General features: G+C 73.2%; 18 protein-coding genes. 7 read left to right on the plus strand and 11 right to left on the minus strand.

Annotated elements, in window-relative coordinates; translation table 11 throughout:
* Positions 1-8: 8 nt before the first annotated feature.
* A complete protein-coding gene (locus ABZ738_RS01065) occupies positions 9-740 on the minus strand; it encodes a phosphatase PAP2 family protein (RefSeq protein ID WP_357210907.1) in 732 nt (243 codons plus the stop codon).
* A 135-nt stretch (positions 741-875) separates the two neighbouring features.
* Between ABZ738_RS01065 and ABZ738_RS01070 the strand changes: the two genes are divergently transcribed.
* A complete protein-coding gene (locus tag ABZ738_RS01070; protein ID WP_131055663.1) occupies positions 876-2087 on the plus strand; it encodes a DUF4032 domain-containing protein in 1212 nt (403 codons plus the stop codon).
* Between the two features lie 9 nt (positions 2088-2096).
* Here ABZ738_RS01070 and nagA read toward each other — a convergent pair whose 3' ends face one another.
* The 3 genes from nagA to ABZ738_RS01085 are packed head-to-tail and all read right to left on the minus strand — an operon-like array spanning position 2097 to position 5100.
* Positions 2097-3206, minus strand: coding sequence for an N-acetylglucosamine-6-phosphate deacetylase (gene nagA, locus ABZ738_RS01075; protein WP_357210222.1), 1110 nt, complete (start codon positions 3204-3206; stop codon positions 2097-2099).
* Positions 3206-4174 (minus strand): ROK family protein, encoded by a 969-nt coding sequence (locus tag ABZ738_RS01080; RefSeq protein ID WP_303393509.1) that lies wholly within the window; start codon positions 4172-4174, stop codon positions 3206-3208. The genes nagA and ABZ738_RS01080 overlap by 1 nt, the downstream gene beginning before the upstream one ends.
* Positions 4171-5100, minus strand: a complete 930-nt coding sequence (locus tag ABZ738_RS01085) for a sugar isomerase (protein ID WP_131054334.1) — start codon at positions 5098-5100, stop codon at positions 4171-4173. The genes ABZ738_RS01080 and ABZ738_RS01085 overlap by 4 nt, the downstream gene beginning before the upstream one ends.
* Positions 5101-5380: 280 nt before the next feature.
* Between ABZ738_RS01085 and ABZ738_RS01090 the strand changes: the two genes are divergently transcribed.
* From ABZ738_RS01090 to ABZ738_RS01115, 6 genes are all read left to right on the plus strand, one after another.
* On the plus strand, positions 5381-6166 hold the full coding sequence (locus tag ABZ738_RS01090; protein WP_131054335.1) for a DeoR/GlpR family DNA-binding transcription regulator: 786 nt from the start codon (positions 5381-5383) through the stop codon (positions 6164-6166).
* A gap of 154 nt (positions 6167-6320) precedes the next feature.
* Positions 6321-7331: an ATP-binding cassette domain-containing protein gene (locus ABZ738_RS01095; RefSeq protein ID WP_131054336.1), complete on the plus strand. Its 1011-nt coding sequence runs from the start codon at positions 6321-6323 to the stop codon at positions 7329-7331.
* The gene (locus ABZ738_RS01100; protein ID WP_131054337.1) at positions 7328-8335 is read left to right on the plus strand and encodes an ABC transporter permease subunit; all 1008 of its coding nucleotides are present in this window, start codon (positions 7328-7330) and stop codon (positions 8333-8335) included. Before ABZ738_RS01095 ends, ABZ738_RS01100 begins: the two co-directional genes overlap by 4 nt.
* Before the next feature lie 152 nt (positions 8336-8487).
* Entirely contained in the window at positions 8488-8910 is a 423-nt protein-coding gene (locus tag ABZ738_RS01105; RefSeq protein ID WP_131054338.1) for a DUF3263 domain-containing protein, read from the plus strand.
* Positions 8911-8964: 54 nt separating this feature from the next.
* A complete protein-coding gene (locus ABZ738_RS01110; RefSeq protein WP_236145833.1) occupies positions 8965-9936 on the plus strand; it encodes a hypothetical protein in 972 nt (323 codons plus the stop codon).
* Positions 9937-10039: 103 nt separating this feature from the next.
* Positions 10040-10540, plus strand: a complete 501-nt coding sequence (locus tag ABZ738_RS01115; RefSeq protein WP_131054339.1) for a GNAT family N-acetyltransferase — start codon at positions 10040-10042, stop codon at positions 10538-10540.
* 16 nt (positions 10541-10556) lie between these two features.
* On the opposite strand, the gene ABZ738_RS01120 is transcribed toward ABZ738_RS01115, so the two are convergent.
* The 7 genes from ABZ738_RS01120 to ABZ738_RS01150 are packed head-to-tail and all read right to left on the minus strand — an operon-like array spanning position 10557 to position 18939.
* Entirely contained in the window at positions 10557-12854 is a 2298-nt protein-coding gene (locus tag ABZ738_RS01120; RefSeq protein ID WP_131054340.1) for an AAA family ATPase, read from the minus strand.
* A gap of 38 nt (positions 12855-12892) precedes the next feature.
* Positions 12893-13402 (minus strand): hypothetical protein, encoded by a 510-nt coding sequence (locus ABZ738_RS01125; protein ID WP_131054341.1) that lies wholly within the window; start codon positions 13400-13402, stop codon positions 12893-12895.
* A 41-nt stretch (positions 13403-13443) separates the two neighbouring features.
* Positions 13444-14208: an ATP/GTP-binding protein gene (locus tag ABZ738_RS01130; protein ID WP_254876993.1), complete on the minus strand. Its 765-nt coding sequence runs from the start codon at positions 14206-14208 to the stop codon at positions 13444-13446.
* Positions 14186-14692 carry a DUF742 domain-containing protein gene (locus ABZ738_RS01135; protein WP_131055731.1) on the minus strand — a complete coding sequence of 169 codons (507 nt, stop codon included), beginning with the start codon at positions 14690-14692 and terminating at the stop codon, positions 14186-14188. Before ABZ738_RS01135 ends, ABZ738_RS01130 begins: the two co-directional genes overlap by 23 nt.
* Positions 14689-15159 carry a roadblock/LC7 domain-containing protein gene (locus ABZ738_RS01140; RefSeq protein WP_131055729.1) on the minus strand — a complete coding sequence of 157 codons (471 nt, stop codon included), beginning with the start codon at positions 15157-15159 and terminating at the stop codon, positions 14689-14691. The genes ABZ738_RS01135 and ABZ738_RS01140 overlap by 4 nt, the downstream gene beginning before the upstream one ends.
* On the minus strand, positions 15156-17780 hold the full coding sequence (locus ABZ738_RS01145) for a nitrate- and nitrite sensing domain-containing protein (RefSeq protein WP_131055727.1): 2625 nt from the start codon (positions 17778-17780) through the stop codon (positions 15156-15158). Before ABZ738_RS01145 ends, ABZ738_RS01140 begins: the two co-directional genes overlap by 4 nt.
* The gene (locus ABZ738_RS01150) at positions 17767-18939 is read right to left on the minus strand and encodes a hypothetical protein (RefSeq protein ID WP_131055725.1); all 1173 of its coding nucleotides are present in this window, start codon (positions 18937-18939) and stop codon (positions 17767-17769) included. The genes ABZ738_RS01145 and ABZ738_RS01150 overlap by 14 nt, the downstream gene beginning before the upstream one ends.
* Positions 18940-18978: the final 39 nt, after the last annotated feature.

Consider the following 18978-nt stretch of genomic DNA (forward strand, 5'->3'; position numbering starts at 1 on the left):
CCCGCAGCCTAGGGGCGTTCGGTGAACGGAGCGCTCCAGTGGCGTAGCCGTTCGGGGAGCGGCAACCCGTCCCAGGGCACCCGGTGCAGCAGCCGGTCCAGCAGCAGGCCCAGCAGCAGGGCGGCGAGCCCGTCGGTGAGCCAGTGGAAGTTCAGGTACGTGGTGGTGACCAGCAGGATCGCCGGGGGCGCGTACCGGACCAGTCGGTAGAGCCCGGTCCGGAGCCGGCCGGCGGTCAGCGCGAGCAGCAGTGCGGCGATCACGCCGTACCAGACGATCGCGTTCGCGACGTGGCCCGACGGGTACGACAGCGAGTAGGCGTCCGGTGGCAGCTCGTGGAAGATCCGCACCGCCTCCTCCGGTGCCAGGAACGGCTCCTTGACCGAGGCGGTCGGGGCGGCCCGGTCGGTCCAGAGCTTGAGCGGACCGATCGTCAGCGTGGTGACCACGAGAGCGGCACCCACCAACAGGAACGGCCGGATCGTACGGCGTCGCCAGGCCACCGCCACCGCGAGTCCGCCGGAGAGCGGCAGCAGCAGCCCACCACCCTGACCGAGCAGGTTGAACGCTCGGGCGATCCAGTACAGCGGGTTGGGTGCGTGAGCGAAGGCCCACTCGCTCACCGCGAGGTCGAGGCCGTAGAACCGGCCGGTGGCGAGCACGGCGGTCAGCGCCGCGAACCCGGCGATCAGCAGGGCGTCGCACCACCAGCCGGCCGGGCGTACCGGCGCCGGGCGCAGCCTCCGGGGTGTCGTTTCCCGCACCCCGCCACGCTACCGGGCCGTCGGGGTGGATCGACCGCGCCTCCGTCCCGGCACTGTGGGGCCGACCACGCGGGGGAGCGTTCCGGGCGGCGAGCCGTCAGACTTGACGCCGTGCGGATCACTTCGGCCCTCGTAGACCCGGCGTTGCTCGACCTGCCCTGGTCGACACCGTTGGAGGAGTGGCCGGCCGAACATCTGGTCGCACTTCCGCAGGGCATCTCCCGGCACGTGGTGCGTTTCGTCCGCCTCGGCGGGTTCGTCTACGCGGTCAAGGAGACCGGCGAGCGGGTGGCCGAGCGGGAGTACGACCTGCTGCGGGCGCTGGAACGGATCGACTTCCCGTCGGTGCAGGCGGTGGCGATCGTCGCCGACCGGCAGTCCGACGCCGGTGAGCCGCTCGACCCGGTGCTGATCACCCGGCACCTCCAGTTCTCCCTGCCGTACCGGGCGTTGTTCTCGCACACGCTGCGGCCGGAGACGATGGGCCGGCTGCTGGACGCGCTCGCCGCGCTGCTGGTCCGGATGCACCTGACCGGCTTCTTCTGGGGCGACTGCTCGCTGTCGAACACGCTGTTCCGGCGGGACGCGGGCGCGTTCGCCGCGTACCTGGTCGACGCGGAGACCGGGGCGCTGCGCAGCGCGCTCTCCAACGGCCAGCGTGGCGAGGACCTGGAGATCGCCCGGGTCAACATCTTCGGCGAGGCGCTCGACCTCGCCGCTGCCGGCCTGCTGCACGACTCGATCGACCCGGAGGTGGTCTGCGAGGAGGTCGTGCAGCGGTACGAGCGGCTCTGGCACGAGATCACCTACGAGCAGCAGGTGGAGCGGGACGGTCGGCACGACGTCGAGGGCCGGATCCGGCGACTCAACGAGATGGGCTTCGACGTGGCCGAGGTGGCCATGTCGACGATCGACAACGGGCGGTACCTCATCCGGCCGAAGGTGGTCGACGCCGGCTACCACCACCGGCGGCTGCTCCGGCTCACCGGTCTGGACGCCGAGGAGAACCAGGCCCGCCGGCTGCTCAACGACCTCGACGCGTACCGGGCGGAGAGCGACCTGATCGACGAGCAGCAGGCCGCGCACCGCTGGCTGACCGAGGTGTTCGAGCCGGTGGTCCGCGCCGTGCCCGCGCACCTGCGGCGCAAGCTGGAGCCGCAGGAGCTGTTCGCGCAGATCATCGAGCACAAGTGGCTGCTCTCCGAGGAGGCCGGGCGGGACGTCGGCATGCGGCACGCCGTGCACTCGTTCCTCGGCGACGTGCTGGTGCACCGCCCCGACGAGCAGGCGGTGCTCGGCGTGGAGATCCCGGCGCCCCGCTGACCGGCCAGGTCACTCGACCCAGTCGCCACCGCGCATCACCCGGACGACCCGCAGGTCGTCGTCGAGCACCACCAGGTCGGCGCGGAGGCCGGGCTGGAGGGCGCCTACCTGGTCGCCGAGGCCGATCGCGAGCGCCGGCGTGGTGGACACCATGCGCACCGCGTCGGGCACCGGGATCCCGGCGGCCACCGCGTTGCGCAGCGCCGCGTCCATGGTCAGGGTGCTGCCGGCGATCGCCCCGTCCCGGGCCAGCCGGGCCTCTCCGTCGGTCACGGTCACCGCCTGCCCGCCCAGCTCGTACTCGCCGTCGGGCATCCCGGCGGCGGCCATCGCATCGGTGATCAGCGCACAGCGTTCCGGACCGGCGGTGCCGGTGGCGAAGGTCAACGTGCCCTGGTGCAGGTGTACCCCGTCGGCGACCAGCTCGCACACGACGTTCGGGGCGGTCAGCAACGCCACCACCGGTCCCGGCTCGCGGTGGTGCACCGGACGCATCCCGTTGAACAGGTGGGTGCCGACGTTCGCCCCGGCCGCCACCGCGGCGACGGTCTGCTCGTACGTCGCGTCGGTGTGCCCGACGGCGGCGACCACGCCCTGCCGGGTGAGCAGCTCGATGGCCTCCAACGCGCCCGGGCGCTCCGGGGCGAGGGTGACCATCCGCACCGCGCCGTCACCGATCTTGATCAACTCGTTCAGCTCGTCGGTGGACGGATCGCGGAGGAACTCCGGGTTCTGCGCGCCGCACCGGGCGGCGGAGAGGTACGGCCCCTCGAAGTGGATACCGGCCAGCACGCCGTCGCCCACCAGCGGGGCGAACGCGGCGGTGGCCGCGCGCATCAGGTCGAACGGCGCGCTGACCAGGCTGGCGAGCAGGCTGGTGGTGCCGTGCCGCAGGTGGAACGCGGCGGCGGCACGGGCCTGGTCGGCGTCGCCGGTGGTGAAGGTGTGCCCACCGCCGCCGTGGGTGTGCATGTCGACGAAGCCGGGCACCACCCAGTGGCCGTCCTGGACCGACGGGTACTCGGCGACAGCGCTGATCCGGTCATCCCGGACCTCGACGCAACCCTGCCGGATCACCCCGCTCGGGGTCACCACCTTGCCGTTAACCCGTACGGTCATCACGTCTCCAGCTGGTCGAGGGCGAGCAGGGCGGCACCGAGGCAGCCCGCCTCGTCGCCGAGGGCGGCCGGGACCAGTCGTGGCTCCCGGTGGAACGTCAGCCGGTCCCGCAGCGCGGCACGCAGCGGGTCGAACAGCCCGGCACCGGCCTGGGCGAGCCCACCGCCCAGGACGATCGTCTCCACGTCGAAGAGGGCCTGGCCGGTGGCCAACCCGTCGGCCAATGCCGCGACGGCCTCCCGCCACACCCGGCTGGCGATCTCCTCACCGGCAGCCGCGCGCGCGGCCACCTCGGCGGCGCTCACCATCGTCGGCGGCGTACCGGAACCGGTGGCGCACCCGACGTCCGACCCGGCGGTGAGTGCGGCGTAGCGGCGGGCGACGGCCGAGGCGGAGGCGATCGACTCCAGGCAGCCGGCCCGGCCGCAGCCGCAGGGCGGGCCGTCCGGGCGGACCAGGATGTGGCCGAGTTCCCCGGCCGCGCCGTGTGCGCCGGTGGCGGCCGACCCGGCGACCACGTGCGCGGCGGCGATGCCGGTGCCGATGGCCACGAAGAGCACGTGCCCGGCGTCGCGGCCGGCGCCGAGGCGCGCCTCGGCGAGCCCGCCGGCCCGCACGTCGTGCCCGAGCGCCGTGGGCAGGCCGAGGCGTGCCGTGGCCAGTTCCCGCAGGGGTACGTCCCGGAAGCCCACGTTCGCCGACCAGACCGCGACGCCGCGTGCCTCGTCGACGACGCCCGGCACCACGACGCCGAGCGCGGCCGGGGCGAGGCCGTCGGCGCGGGCCTTGTCGGCCAGCCCCTCGGCCACGGCGAGGATCGTGTCGACGACCGCCTCGGCACCCCGGGCCGCCTCGGTGGGGTGCCGTTCGGCGTGCACCACGGCACCGTCGGGCCGGATCAGCGCGCACTTCATCCCGGTGCCGCCGACGTCCAACGCGACGACGACCCGCTCGTGATCTGCGGTCACGTGAGTACCACGGACCTGCTCAGGTGCCGGGGTGCGTCGGGGTCGAGCCCGCGACTGGTGGCCAGGGCGACGGCGAAGCGTTGCGCCAGGATCAGGTCGGCCATCGGGTCGACCGGGGTACGCCCGGCGGCCCAGCGGCCCAGCACGGTACGGACACCGTGGGTGCGGCTGTGCGCGAAGGCGGCACCGGTGGCGGCGACGTCCTCGGGCAGCCCGTCGGGCAGCTCGCCGAAGGCCCAGACCAGCCGGCCCGGTGCGGCGACGGAGATCGGGCCGTGCCGGTAGTCCATCGCCGGGTACGCCTCGGCCCAGAAGGTGGCCGCCTCGCGGCACTTGAGCGCCGCCTCCTGGGCCAGCCCGATCGTCCAGCCCCGGCCGAGGAAGGTGACCTGCTCGATCAGGCTCGGGTCGATCGGCAGCGGGGCGCGGACCGCGACCTCCGCGTCGGCGACCAGCGCGGTGATGTTGTCACCCAGGTGGGCGCGGAGCAGCGCCAGCGCGGTGGTGGGGAAGCGGGTCTGGATCACCGAACGTTCGTCGGCGAAGGGCATGGTGACGCTGGCGTCGGCGATGTCGACCGCCGGTGCGGCGGGGTCGCCCACCAGCACGGTGGTCGGGATCTGTCCGCGTACGGCGGTGAGCAGGTCGAGGACCTCGGTCGTGGTGCCGGAGCGGGTGATCGCCAGCAGCCGGTCGTACCGCCGTCCGGCGGGGAACTCGCTGGCCTGGAAGGCGTCGGTCTCGCCGTGCCCGACGGCCTCGCGGCGGGCCGCGTACGCGGTGGCCATGAACCACGAGGTGCCACAGCCGACGACGGCGACCCGTTCGCCGGTGCGGGGGAGCCGGTCGACCACCGAGGGGGCCAGGTCGGCCGCCTGGCGCCAGCAGTCCGGCTGGCTCGTGATCTCCGCGGAAACGTACGCCATGAGAACTCCTCGCAGGCCAGTTCGCTGCGTCATGCCCTTCGTTGCGCAGTGCAGCTTGTCGCGCAGCACGGCTTGTTGCGCAGTGCGGCTCGACGTGCGTTGCCGCTGGCTGCGCAATACGGCTCGTTAACCGCATCTTTCGAGCGCCATTCTGCTCGAAACGCGGTGGTAATGGCAACCGCAGGGGTGAACGCGCAGCCAGAGGTTTTGCCTCATCGTAGTTTCGCGCACTACTGTGCACGCAACCAATCACGGATCGTGCAGTGACGGAGGCTCCGGGGTGGACCGCTACGCGAGATGGAACGCCCTGCTCGAAATGCTGACCGACTCCGGTCGGGTCACCGTCGAGGAGGCCGCCGAACGCCTGGACGTCTCGCAGGCCACCATCCGCCGCGACTTCGACCAGCTCGCCCAACAGCAGATGATCACGCGTACCCGGGGTGGCGCGGTCGCCAACGGTGTCTCGTACGACCTGCCGCTGCGCTACAAGACCGCCAAGCACTCCGCCGAGAAGCAGCGGATCGGCGCGGCCGCCGCCGCGCTGGTGTCCCCGGGCACCGTGGTCGGCCTCAACGGCGGCACCACCAGCACCGAGGTGGCGCGGGCGCTGGCCGTCCGCCCGGATCTCAACACCAATGCCGAGGGCGCGCAGCTGACCGTGGTCACCAACGCCCTGAACATCGCCAACGAGCTACTGGTCCGGTCCCGGATGAAGGTCGTGGTGGCCGGCGGGGTGGTGCGGCCGAAGTCGTTCGAGCTGGTCGGCCCGTTGGGTGGGGCGCTGCTGCGCGAGGTCACCCTCGACGTGGCGCTGCTCGGCGTGGACGCCATCGATCCGCAGCTCGGCGCCGCCGCCCACCACGAGGGTGAGGCGGCGATGAACAACCTGATGGTGGCCCGCGCCAAGCGGGTCGTGATCATTGCGGACTCGTCCAAACTGGGCGGTCACGCCTTCGCCCGCATCTGCTCTGTGGAGCGGGTCGAGACGCTGGTCACCGACTCGGGTGCGGCACCCGAGGTGGTCGATGCCTTCCGCGTCGCCGGTGTCCACGTCATCTGCGCCTGACGTGCAAGGAAGGGCCCCCTCCTAGCGCCTCCGGTAGAGCAGGGGACCCCTGCTAACAACACCCCCGGCGTGGCACTGCATACCGGGTATTGCCTTCCGCTGCATACCGCGTATGGTGTCGTCGTCGCCCACACACCAACGGGGGAGGTGCAGCTTGCCAGCTGTCCTGGAAATCGAAGGTCTACGAAAGACGTACCGCAGCCGACGACGTGGCACCCGCAACGCCTTGGACGGCTTCGACATGCGCGTCGAGGCGGGACAGGTGCACGGCTTCCTCGGCCCCAACGGGTCGGGCAAGACCACCACACTGCGTACGCTGCTCGGCCTGATCCGGCCCGACGGCGGCCGGATGGCGATCCTCGGGCACGAGGTGCCCGCAGCGCTGCCGCAGGTCGCCGGTCAGGTCGGCGCGATCGTGGAGAGCCCGCAGTTCTTCCCGCACTTCAGCGCCAAGGACACCCTGTCGCTGCTGGCCGGCGCCGGTGACGTGCCCGCGCAGCGGGTCGACGAGGTGCTGGAACTGGTCGGCTTGCGCGACCGGGCCGGGGAGCGGGTCAAGACGTACTCGCTCGGCATGAAGCAGCGGCTCGCGGTCGCCTCGGCACTGCTCAAGAACCCACGGCTGCTGATCCTGGACGAGCCGGCCAACGGCCTCGACCCGGGCGGCATCCGGGAGATGCGCTCCCTGATGCGCAATCTCTCCGAATCCGGCATGACGGTGGTGCTGTCCAGCCACATCCTCGGCGAGATCCAGCTCATCTGCGACTCGGTCACCATCATCTCGTTGGGTCGTCGGGTCGCCTTCGGCCCGGTCGACGAGGTGCTGGCGCAGCACTCGTCGGGCGGGGTGCGGGTCCGGCTGGAGGCCGTGACCGACCTGCCGGTCGCCGTCGCCGCGCTGACCCAGGCGGGCGTACGGGTCACCACGAACGCCGACCACCTGATGCTCGCCGGGGTGGACAAGCCGGCCACCGTCACCCGGCTCCTCGCCGAGCAGGGGCTCTACGTCAGCGAACTCGCACCTATCGCGGTCGACCTGGAGAGCGTCTTCCTCGAACTGACCGCCACCGCACCGGTCCCCGGTCAGCACCGGCAGGTCGACCAGTCCGTACGAATCGATGGGGCGGCACCGTCCGCGCCCACCGCAGGAGGTTGGGGCGCGTGAGTCTCTTCCGTACCGAGCTGCGCCGGCTCGCCAAACGACGCTTCGCCCGCTGGATGGCGGTGGGGGGCCTGCTGGTGCTGGCCGTCGTCGTGGTCGGCATGTTCGTCAGCAACCAGAAGATCGGCCCGGACCAGTGGGCCGCGGCGGAACGGTCCGCCGACCGGCAGTACCAGGAGCAGGTCCGCTGGGCCGAGCAGGAGCGCGTCGCCTGCGAGCGGGCGAAGACGACGGGCGAGGAGTTCTACACCACCAACTGCGCGGAGATCAGCCCGCCGGCACGTGAGGACATCGAGGCGGAGTGGTTCCTGCCCTCGACGTTCGACTTCCGCGAGAGCTTCGGCGACATGCTGATCCCGCTCGCCGCGATCCTGGCCCTGATCGGGTTCGTGGTCGGCGCCTCCTTCGTGGGCGCCGAATGGAGCACCGGCGGGATGATGAACCTGCTGCTCTGGCGACCGAAACGGCTGACCGTGCTGCTGACCAAGCTCGGCGCGCTGCTCACCGGGCTGCTCGCCCTGGCGCTGCCCGCCACGGTGGCCTGGTTCGGCAGCATGTGGCTGGTCGCCAACCTGCGCGGCAGCACCGAGCAGATGACCTCCGGCGCCTGGCAGTCGTTCCTGCTCACCGGGCTTCGCGGCATCGTGCTGGCACTGGTGGCGGCGACGGTGGGCTTCGCCCTGGCGTCGCTGGGTCGGCACACCGCGATGGCGCTCGGCGGAGCGATCGGGGTGCTGGTGGTCGGTCAGATGGCGATCGCCGTCCTGCTGAGCATGATCCAGGTGCGGTACCTCGACGCGTGGCTGCTGCCCACCTACGCGTACGCCTGGATGACCAAGGAGATCGAGCTCCAGGACTGGCGCTCCTGCGACGCCTCGTACACGGGCAACTGTGAGCCGGCGACGCTGGCGATCACCTGGCAGCACTCGTCGCTGCTGTTCACGGTCGGCGTCGTGCTCTTCCTCGGCGCGGCGATGTGGGCGATGCGCCGCCGCGACATCAACTGACTCGACCGACTGCGGACGCCACCGCCACCACCGCCCTCGGGTCGTGGTGGCGGTGGTGCGTACGCGTCACGATGCGTCGGAAGATGCCCCTGGTTAGGCTGGTGGACCCGGTCGGCGCTGCTCGTGCCGGCCGCCCCTCGCAGAGGAGCCCCATGCAGCCCGCCGACGCCGCTGAGACAGCGGAGACCGGTCCGGACGCCGTCACGGTGCCGCCGCCACGGTCCGCCCCCGAGGTGGAGTCGACCCGGGCGCCGGACGCGGGTGTCGTCGGCCCCGAAGGACCCGAGGACACCGCCGAGGACGCCGCAGCGGAGAGTGCCCCCGAGGCAGCCGTTCCGCCCGCCGGGGGGCTCGGCGACCGGGACCGCGAGATCCTCGCCTTCGAACGCCAGTGGTGGCGACACGCCGGTGCGAAGGAACAGGCCATCCGGGACCGTTTCGGGCTCTCCGCGACCCGCTACTACCAGCTGCTGAACGCGTTGCTGGACAATCCGGCCGCGCTGGCCGCAGACCCGGTGCTGGTGGGCCGGCTGGTCCGGCTGCGCGCTTCCCGCGCACGGAACAGGCGCCGCTGACCGGGGAGAATGTCGGACCGCGCGGCGGGTAGCCGGGGCACGGAGGTGGCGACGATGACCGGATCAGGCCCGACGCGACCGAGGCGTACCGCACAGGTGACGTATCCGAGGACGGACGCGGGGCTGCCCGAGGCCGTCTCCGAGGAGCGTCGGCGGGGCCCGGCGGTCGGTGCCGCGCCGACCATGCGGGTACGCTCCGCGTCCGCCCCGCCACCGGGCCGGGCGGTCAACGAGGACCTGGTGTTCCGGTTCGGCCCGCTGGTCGGTGTCCTGGACGGGGCGACCGTGCCGGAGGGCTTCGACACCGGCTGCGTACACGGGCCGCAGTGGTACGTCCGGCACCTGGCCGCCCGACTGGGGCTGGCCGAGGCGGCGCGCCCGGCGGCGACGCTGGTGAGCAACCTGGCGGCGGCGATCCTGGCGGTCCGCTCCGACCACGGCGGGCAGTGTGATCTCGACCACCCCGGAACGCCGTCGAGCACGGTGTGCCTGCTGCGCGACGGTGGTGACCAGGTCGACTACCTGGTGCTCTGCGACAGCCCGCTGGTGCTCGACATCGGTGGTCGGGTCGGGGTGGTCACCGACGACCGGTTGGCCGCCTCGGTGGCCCGGTTACGCGCCGTCGCCACCGCACTGCCCGACTCGACGGACCGGGCGACCCGCTTCCGGCACGCCGTCACCGCGCAGCGCGAGCGGATGAACCGTACGCACGGCTACTGGGTCGCCGCCGCCGATCCGGACGCCGCCTACCAGGCGGTGGTCGGCACATTGCCTTTGCGGGGCCCGGAGGCGCTGCGGCGCGCGGTGCTGCTCACCGACGGGGCCTCCGCCGCCGTCGAGGAGTTCGGCCTCTTCGACTGGGCCGGCCTGCTGGACGTGGTGTCCACCGGCGGTCCGGGCGCGCTCGTCGACCTGGTCCGGTCGGCCGAGCGGGAGCACCCCGACCGGCTGCGCCGGCACAAGCCGGCCGACGACGCGTCTGCCGTCTACTGCGAATTCACTCGGTCGGACGACAGCGGAGCGTGAGGTCGGACGAAATCCGGTCCGACCGGTCGAACCCGTCCGCCGGAGGGGTCGGTCGACGCGGACCGGGTGGACTTGCGGCGTCGGGCGCGGGAGACTGCGGCACGTGACGGGTGCGGTCCGGTTGGAGCCGGTAGACGAGAAGAACCTCGAACCGTTGCTCTCCGTAGCGGCGGCCGAGGCGGAACCGGCCGAGGTGATGCCGCCGGTGGAGGCACCGGCGGGCTGGTCGCACGCGCGGCGGGAGGCGTTCCGGGAGTTCCACCGCGCCAGCTTCGGCGGGCTCGACGGGCCCACACGCACCGCCATGTACGCCATCCTGGCCGGCGGTGAGGTGGTCGGCATGATCCGGATGACCCGGCGGGACGCCCCGGACACCGTCGAGGTGGGCATGTGGCTGGGCCAGTCCGCCCGGGGCCAGGGCATCGGGCGGGCGGCGCTGTGCGAGCTGATGAACCTCGCGCCGGACGTCGGAGTGCGGACCGTGGTCGCGGACACCACGGCGGACAACCACGGTGCCCTGTACGTGCTGGAGAGGTGCGGCGCCAAACTGCGCGAGGACGGCGACCGGGTGTACGCCGAGATCGCCCTCAACCCCGCCCCCTGACCCCACCGTGGTGGGGTCAGCTGCGTTTGTCGGCGTAGGCGGCCAGCCAGGCGACCTGGTCGGGGTCCAGGGACGGGCGTACCCGGGATCGGGCGGTGGCGACGTGGTCGGCGGTGACCGTGGCGGCGGTCAGCGACTCGCGCATCGCGGCCAGCGCCGCCTCCCGGACCAGCGCCGCGCAGTCGGCGGCGGAGAAGCCGTCCAGCTCCGCGCCGAGCGAGGGCAGGTCGACGTCCTCGGCGAGCGGTACGTTGCGGGCCGCGGCCCGCAGGATCGCCGTCCGTGCCTCGGCGTCCGGCGGCGGGACGTAGACCAGCCGTTCCAGCCGTCCGGGCCGCAGCAGCGCCGGGTCGATCAGGTCGGGCCGGTTCGTCGCGCCGATCACCACCACGTTGCGCAGTGACTCGACGCCGTCCATCTCGGTCAGCAGCGCGGCCACCACCCGGTCGGTGGTGCCGCCGTCGCTGGCCTGGCCGCGTACCGGGGCCAGGGCGTCCACCTCGTCCAGGAACACCAGCGTCGGCGCGGCTTCCCGGGCCCGCCGGAACAGTTCACGGACCGCGCGTTCGCTCTCGCCGACCCACTTCGACAGCAGTTCGGCGCCCTTGACCGAGAGCACGTTCGCCCGGCCGGACCCGGCCAGCGCGGTCACCAGGTACGTCTTGCCGCAGCCGGGCGGACCGTAGAGCAGGACGCCGCGCGGTGGCTGCACGCCGAGGCGGGCGAACGTGTCCGGGTAGGTCAGCGGCCACAGCACCGACTCGGTCAGCGTCTGCTTGACCTCGACCAGGTCACCGACGTCGTCGAGGGTCACCCGGGCCAGTTCGAGCGTGGAGGCGGCCATGGTGGTCGGCCGTACCACCTCCAACGCGGCGGTGAAGTCGGCCATCGCTACGGTCGGGTTCTCCACCGACTTCTGGCGCAGGGCCGCGCGTACACCGGCCTCCCGCACCAGCGCGGCCAGGTCGGCGGCGACGAACCCGGGGGTACGCCCGGCGACCTCGTCCAGCCGTACGTCCTCGGCGAGCGGCACCGGGCGGGTCAGCACGGTGAGCTGTTCCCGGCGCAGGGCGGCGTCCGGCAGCGGGACGTCGATCCGCAGCGAGAGCAGGTCCGGGGCGCGGAGCGCCGGGTCCACGGCCTCCGGTCGGCCCGTGGTGCAGACCACCGCCGAGCCGGCCCGGACGACCTCGGCCAGGCACTGCCGGAACACGGTCCCCACCGGGCCGGGGCTGTCCGCCGGGGCCAGCGCCTCCACGTCCGAGACCAGCAGCACGGCCGGGCCACCGGCGACCACCTCGGCGGTCACCGCCCGGAGCCGGGCCGCGGCCGAGGAGTTGGTCAGCGCCGCGACCTCGGGAGCCCAGAGCTGGTGCACCCGGGCACCGACCTGCGCGGCCACCGCCCGGACCAGCGCGGACTTCCCGGAGCCGGCCGGACCGGCGACGAGTACGCCGAGCGCGACGGTGGTGCCGAGTCGGCCGAGCACCTCACCGTGGTGGAAGCCCAGGTCCAGCAGTTCGGTCAGCTCCTCCGCCTGGGACCGCAGGCCGGGCAGCTCGTCCACCGACGGAAGGTGCTCCTGGTGCACCTCGCTGTCGGCCCAGACCTCGGCACCGGTCTCCGCGTCCGCGTCGGTGTGCCGGTCAGCGCCCACCGTCGTACGCCCACCGGTCGGTCGCCCGAGCCCGGCGGAGACGGCGGTCGCCGACCTGCGGGCGTCGGTCTCCCCCCGGGTCTGCGGGCCGTGCTCCCACCCGACCAGGGTGTCCATGGTGACCAGCGCCCCCGGGGCCGGGTCGGCGTCGACGACGCGGAGGAGCGTGCTGGTCCAGGCGTAGCCGACCCGGGTGGAGAGGCTGCGTCGGGCCGCCTCCACCAGCGTGCGCGTCGACGCGTCCGGGAGGACGTCCTGGGGCAGCAGGGAGACGTCGTCCCCGGCGGTGACCACCTTGCCGAGCAACGCCAGTCGCAGCATCTCCGGGGAGACCACCGCGACGATCTGGGCCGGGCCGGAGAGCAGCACCCGGCGGGCGGCGGTGACGGGTGCCGGGCGCACCGTGACCTCCCCGCCGTCGCGGACGCCGAGGTTGCCCAGCGTCAGGTCGTCGGCGTGCAGCAGGCCGGCACCGGAGCCCGGTTCGGCCTCGGCGGCGATGCCGGCGGTCACCCGCCTGCCGGTCAACCGGACCGGATCGCCTGGCCGCAGCGCGAGCGCGGTGAGCGCCTCGGGGTGCAGCCGGACGATGCCACGCCGGGCGTCCAGCGCGGCCGGACGCAGACTGGCGATCAGGGTCAACTCGGGTTCGCCCACCCGAGCGACCCTAACCGGCCCGGTCACCCCCCGTGCGATCAGCCCGGCTGATCCTCACCGGTGAGCAGCGACGGGTCACGACGGATCAGCTCGGCCAGCCGGGCCGCCGGGTCCGGCTGCGGTGCTTCCGGAGCGTCGGACCAGCCGGTCGCGTCGCTGATCGGTACCGGCCAGGCCGGCGGCGGCGTGGCGGGCTGCCCGCTGACCACGACCTCCTGGCCGATCCAGGCCACCCGCAGGTCGTACGCGGTGCCGTCGTGGTCGACCCGGGCGGTGACGCTGGTGCCCGGACGGGCCGCGACCACGACGCGCAACGCCTCGGCCACCTCCTCCGCGACCTGCCGCGGAGACGTCCCGGGTACGCGTTCCGGCGCACCCGTCCAGCCGGGTCCCGCATTCCGGCTGTCCGTCCGGCTCGCCGCCGCACCGGACGGCGCGTCCGGCCCCGGATCGGGCTGGTCGTCGGTCGACGGATCCGTGGACCGGCGGCGCAGCGCCTCCTCGCGCCGACGCATCCGGGCCAGTGTCTCGTCCAGTCCGCCCCTCATCCGCCTCACCCCTTCCCACGAGCGGCCGTGAGCCGGTCGGCTCAGGCCCGCTTGTCCCGGATCGCCCGGTCCAACGCCCGATCGAGGACGACCAGCAGGGCGTCCCGCACGGAGAGCCGGTCCCGGGCGTCGAACTGCACCAGAGGTACGTGCTCACCGATGGCCAGGGCCCACCGGATCGCGTTGAGGTCGTGCGCCAGCTGCCCGTCGAAGGCGTTCACCCCGACCACGAACGGTAGGCCGGCCCGCTCGAAGAAGTCGATCGCCGGGTAGCAGTCGTCCAGCCGGGCGCTGTCCACCACCACCAGCGCGCCGAGCGCGCCCCGGGCCAGGTCGTCCCACATGAAGCCGAAGCGGGCCTGGCCGGGCGTGCCGAACAGGTAGAGCTTCAGGCTGCGGTCGATGGTGACGCAGCCGAAGTCCATCGCCACGGTGGTCGTGGTCTTGTCCGAGCGCTGGCCGGGGTCGTCGACCCCGATACCGGCGATCGTCATCTCCGCCTCGGTGGTCAGCGGCACGATCTCCGAGATGGCACCCACGGTGGTCGTCTTACCCACCCCGAAGCCCCCGGCCACCAGGATCTTGACCGGGATCGGCGGGGTCCGGCGGTGCGCACCCCTTCCGCCGGTCGCCGCGGGCGGCCGGTACGGCGGGGGCGAAGCAACCGGTGCGGGGGGCGGCGGCGGGGTGGCCCGTCCCACCGACGGGGGGACCGGCGCGGAGCCGCCGTAGCGGGCCGTGGCGCTGTTGGCGGCGAGCGCGCCCTGCGGGGCGACCGGCCAGTCAGGAGATTGCACGAAGTCCATCAATCACTCGCAGGATGACGTCGGGGTCGAGGGCGTCGTCGGCGTCGTTGACGTGTACGTCCAGGTGGCCGGCGGCCCGCAGGTCGCCCACCAGGACCCGGGTCACACCGAAGTGCAACCGGGTCTTGGCGGAGATCTCGGCGACCGAGATCGGGTCGCCGCAGAGTGCCACGATCGCCTGGAGTTCCGGGGTCAGCCGCGCGGTCACACTGGTCCACGGCTCGGGGCCGGGCCGGGCGGTCACCTGGGTCTCCAGGCCGATCGACGGGTCGGCGCCGGCCACCCGCCCGGCCGTGAGCACGAACGGGCGGAGTCCGGTCGGACCGGCCGCCTCGGGTTCCGATCCGACGACCGACGCCGCCGCCGATCCGACCGCCGCCGGTGCGTCCACCGGGGCGGCGTCGCCGACCGAGGAGGGCTCACGCAGGTAGGGCCGGATCCGGAACACCGGCTCCTGTTCCGCACCGGCGGCGTCGGGGTTCATTGCTGAACGGAGTTCTTGAGTTCGGCGATCAGGCGCGGGGTGAGCGCGCTTCCGGCCCGACCGGCGAAGAGGGTCATCTCGTACGCGACGGTGCCGAGGTTGGCCGACCGGTCGGCGACCACACCGAGCACCGAGCCGCTGCTGATCGCGCTGATGAGCAGGTAGCCCTCGGCCATGTCCACCACGACCCGGTTCAGCCCGCCCAACGCGTACCAGCTGGCGGCGCCGCCGGCCAGGCTGGTCATGCCGGAGACCACTGCGGCGAGCCGCTCCGCGTTGGACCGGTCCTTGATCGCGGACATGGCCATCAGCAACCCGTCCGACGAGACGGCGATCGCCTCCAGCACCCCTGCCGTGCTCGAGGTGAAGGTGTCCAGGAGCCAGTTGAACGTGCGGGCCTCGGGGCTCAGGTCCCCGGCCGGGTGGCTCTGGTGGTCGAGGTTCTCGTGTACGTGCGGGCTGGTCAAAGTGGCGTTCCTTCTTCGTCGCTGTGGTCGGGACGGACATCGCGCAGAGCCCGGGCGACGCCGGTCTCGAACGCGTTGAGGAGATCGCGGACCTCGGCCGGGTCGCCGGGGTTCTGCGCCATCGTCTGGCGGGGCGTGGTGGCGATCAGGTTCGCGCCCGGCACCCGCCGACTCAGTTGGGTGGGTGCGCCGGAGGGCGCGGGCTCGACCGGCTGCGGAAGTGCCGCCGCCCGGCTCTGCTCGGCCCGCCGTACGCCCGACTCGAACTGCTCGACGAGGGCGCGGGCGGCGACCGGGTCGGCGCGGGTGGCGTCCACCGGACCCACCCGGGGTGCGCTCCTGGACAGGCTGGCGCCGGGCACCCGCTGCCGGATGCCGGGCACCGGACCGGTCGGGGCGGGTAGCGGGGTCTCCGCCGGTGCCGGCCCTCTCCCGGTCGGTACGGCGGGGTCGCCGTCGGCCGGTCGGTCCGGCGTGACGGTGCCGTCCGGTTCGACGGCGCCCGGAGCGGTGGCGAAGGCGTCCCAGGACGCACCCACCTCCATGCTCTCGGTGGCCCGGCTGAGCAGCTTCTGGTCGAAGCCGGGCAATGCGGCGGCCTCGGCCGGCAGGTGGGTCGGACCGCCCACGCCGACGTGGACCGGCTCGGCCTGGGCCGGGCCGTCCAGCGTCGGCACCGGCGGCGACATCGGGATGCCGGGCTCGGGCTGGTGCCGGGTCGGCAGCGCGACGGGCACGCTGGCCCGGGCGGTGGGTGTCGCCCCGCCGGTGCCGAAGACCAGCGACGACCGGGGGATCAGCAGGGTGGCGGTGACGCCACCGCCCGGCGTCGCGGACAGGCCGACGCCCCAGCCGTGCCGGCGCGCCAGTCGACCCACCACGAAGAGTCCGAGCACCTCGGTCGGGGCGAGGTCGAGCCGTTCCCGGCGGGTGAGCCGGACGTTCTCGGCGGCCAGCCGCGCCTCGGTCATGCCGATCCCGTGGTCGACCACGGTCAGCCGGGCGCCGTCGTCGGTGATCTCACCGCCGACCACCACACGGGTGTGCGGCGGGGAGAAGACGGTGGCGTTCTCCATCAGCTCGGCCAGCGCCAGCACCAGGTCACCGATGATCGCCGGGGCCGCCGACACCTCGGCCGGGACCGCGACGTCGACCCGGGTGTAGTCCTCGATCTCACCGAGCGCGAGGCGGACCGCGTCGGCCAGCGGGACCGGCGCGACGTGGGTGACGTCGCCCGTGGCGCCGGAGAGCACCACCAGGTTCCCCGCGTTACGCCGCAGCCGGCTGGAGATGTGGTCGAGGCGGTACAGGCTCTCCAGCCGCCCCTGGTCGGCCTCCTGCTGCTCCAGCCGGTCGATCAGCGCGATCTGCCGACCGACCAGGTTCTGCGTACGTCGGCCGACGTGCCCGAACATCTGGGCCACGTTGCGCCGGCTGGCCACCTGGCGTTCCACCAGCAGGGCGGCGGTGCTCTGCACCCGCTCGAAGGCGCGGGCCAGGTCACCGATCTCGTCCCGGGCACGGACGTCGACCCGGTCGAGCCGGATCGGCTGGGCGGCGTCGGTCTCGTCGTCGGCGACCCGCACCAGTTCGGACTCGGCGACCCGGGCGACCCGGTCGGCGGAGCGGGTGAGCCGGGTCAGCGGCCGGGCGACGGTCCGGCCGATGGCGAGGGCGAGCAGCACCACCACGACCAGGATCAGCAGCACCAGGGCGGCCACCCAGTACGCCTCGGCGATCGCGGTCTGCCGGTCCGCCCGCACCTCGGCGGTCACGTCGGCGACCAGCTTCTTCTCCACGAACTGACCCAGCGTGATCAGGGAGGAGATGGTCGGGTAGAGGACCTCGACGGGCGTCTGCGACACCGCGCCCACCGGGTCCAGCGAGCTCTGGTCCAGGAAGCCCGGCCCGGTCCGGGCGTCCAGGGCGGCCTGCTCGACGTCCATCAGCGCCAGTTGCTCGGGCGTGATCAGGCCGAGCAACTGGTTGGTCTCCGACTGGAGGGTGGCCATGTTGGCCACGAAGACGGTGGCGAGCTGCGGGCTGGGCTTGGCCGCGACCAGCACCAGCAGGGCGGCGCCACTGCCGAGCCCCTCGCTCTTGCGCAGGATCCCGTCCAGCGCCAGCACCTGCCGTCCGGCCGAGGTGCGGGTGTCCACGTCGTACGGCAGCCGCAACGAGTCGATCAGCTTGAGGTGGACCGGCCCGTACGCGCCGATGACCTGGTCCGGGCTGGCCTGTCCGGCCAGCGTGGCGGTGCGTACCGGGGCGAGTTGCCGGACCCCGTCGAGCGCGGTCGACACGTCGGGGGACAGGTCGTCGGCCAACTCGGTGCGCAGGTCGACGATCAGGTCGTCCACCTCCGCGATCTCCTGCACCAGATCGGTGCGCTCGACCTGCCGCAGCAGCAGACCGATGGCGAGCATCCGCTCCCGCTGGAGGTGCTGGAGCAGGGTGCCGATCCGGCTGGCGACCTTGACGGTGCTCTCGATGTCGCCGGCCCGCTGGGCGACCCCGGCGCGTTCCCACACCACCGGAAACGTCAGCCCGAGCATGCAGAGCAGGGGGATGAGCACCAACAGGGCGAGTTTGCCCCGGATCCGGAGCCTATCGAGCAGCATCGAAGGGCCTCCACCGATCCGGGTCGTGGCCGTGTCCGACCGGCTGGAGCGCGCGGTCGCCCGGCGGACGAGCGGGCTCCCACCGGTCGTCGACGGGCTGCTCCGGGTCCCCGGCTGCGGCGTCGGTGGCCTGCGGTCGACCGGTGGTGTCCCTCGAACGGGACAGCCATCCGGTCACCGCCAGGGCGATCAGCAGCAGACCGGCCACGCCGCCCGCGACCATGGTCAGCAGGTCGTCCCGGTCGAGCTGGTCGATCCGTTCCACCAGCAGCCGGTCGATCTCGTCGAGCAGGATCGGCTGGAGCTGCGTGGCGGCCCGCTGGGCGTCGTCCCGCGCACTGGTCAGCCGGACCAGGTTGATCGTGCCGGTCCGGTTGTCCGGCTGGGAGTGGACCGCCATCGCCTCGGTCGCCCGCTGATAGGCGTCGAACGGCGTGAGCACGCTCGCGCCCAGGTCGGCGCTGGCCGAGCTGTCCACCACCGCGCGCAGGTTGTTCACCAGGTCGTTGGCGGGTTGCAGCGCGGCGAGCCGCAGGGTCGCCAGCTCGCTCAGGGTGCGTACCCGGTCGGCGACGGGCCGCTGCGCGGCCAGGACGGCCATGTCGACGAGCCGCCCGCCGGCCACCGTCGCCTCCGGCATCTCCTCGCCGACGCCGTCCTGGAGGAAGTACGAGGCGGCGCCGGAGTCCCGGATCAGGCCGGAGGTCTCGCGCACCTTGCCGTGCAGGGCCAGCAGCAGATCCGTGACCTCCCGGTACGCGCCAAAGGCCGCCTCCGGGTCGAGCGACCGCTCGGGCAGCGCCTCCAGCTTGGCCCGGATCCCGGCCCACCGTTCGCTGGTGCTCAGCTCGGCACCGATGCGGGCGTCGACGGCGGCGGCCCGCTCGACGGCCTTCTGGAGGTTCTCCCGGGGCGGTTGGCGGTCGGCCACGGCGGCGCTCTGCGCGTCCACCAGCGCCTCGGTCACCGGTCCGAGGGCGCGCAGGTACTCCACGCCCAACCGCTCCTGCTTGAGGGCCTCCCGGTCGGCGTCGATGTACTGGTGGGCCCGCACGACGAGGAACGCCACCGGCAGCAGCAGCGCGGTGGCGAGTAGCAGCGGCAACAAGCGGCCCGGCGTCGGGGGCCGGCGACGGACCCGCGAAGCGGGAACGGTCATGGTTACTCCTCCGGGTGGCGCAACGATCGGGGGATGGCG

This window comes from Micromonospora sp. NPDC047793, assembly GCF_040642635.1.
Classification (GTDB): domain Bacteria; phylum Actinomycetota; class Actinomycetes; order Mycobacteriales; family Micromonosporaceae; genus Micromonospora.

What these genes read in the sequence shown, in the direction of transcription:
- nagA (WP_357210222.1), bottom strand. Translation starts at nt 3,206, where the DNA reads ATGACCGTACGGGTTAACGGCAAGGTGGTGACCCCGAGCGGGGTGATC.
- ABZ738_RS01085 (WP_131054334.1), bottom strand. Translation starts at nt 5,100, where the DNA reads ATGGCGTACGTTTCCGCGGAGATCACGAGCCAGCCGGACTGCTGGCGC.
- ABZ738_RS01105 (WP_131054338.1), top strand. Translation starts at nt 8,488, where the DNA reads ATGCAGCCCGCCGACGCCGCTGAGACAGCGGAGACCGGTCCGGACGCC.
- ABZ738_RS01110 (WP_236145833.1), top strand. Translation starts at nt 8,965, where the DNA reads ATGACCGGATCAGGCCCGACGCGACCGAGGCGTACCGCACAGGTGACG.
- ABZ738_RS01125 (WP_131054341.1), bottom strand. Translation starts at nt 13,402, where the DNA reads ATGAGGGGCGGACTGGACGAGACACTGGCCCGGATGCGTCGGCGCGAG.
- ABZ738_RS01130 (WP_254876993.1), bottom strand. Translation starts at nt 14,208, where the DNA reads ATGGACTTCGTGCAATCTCCTGACTGGCCGGTCGCCCCGCAGGGCGCG.
- ABZ738_RS01135 (WP_131055731.1), bottom strand. Translation starts at nt 14,692, where the DNA reads ATGAACCCCGACGCCGCCGGTGCGGAACAGGAGCCGGTGTTCCGGATC.
- ABZ738_RS01145 (WP_131055727.1), bottom strand. Translation starts at nt 17,780, where the DNA reads ATGCTGCTCGATAGGCTCCGGATCCGGGGCAAACTCGCCCTGTTGGTG.
- ABZ738_RS01150 (WP_131055725.1), bottom strand. Translation starts at nt 18,939, where the DNA reads ATGACCGTTCCCGCTTCGCGGGTCCGTCGCCGGCCCCCGACGCCGGGC.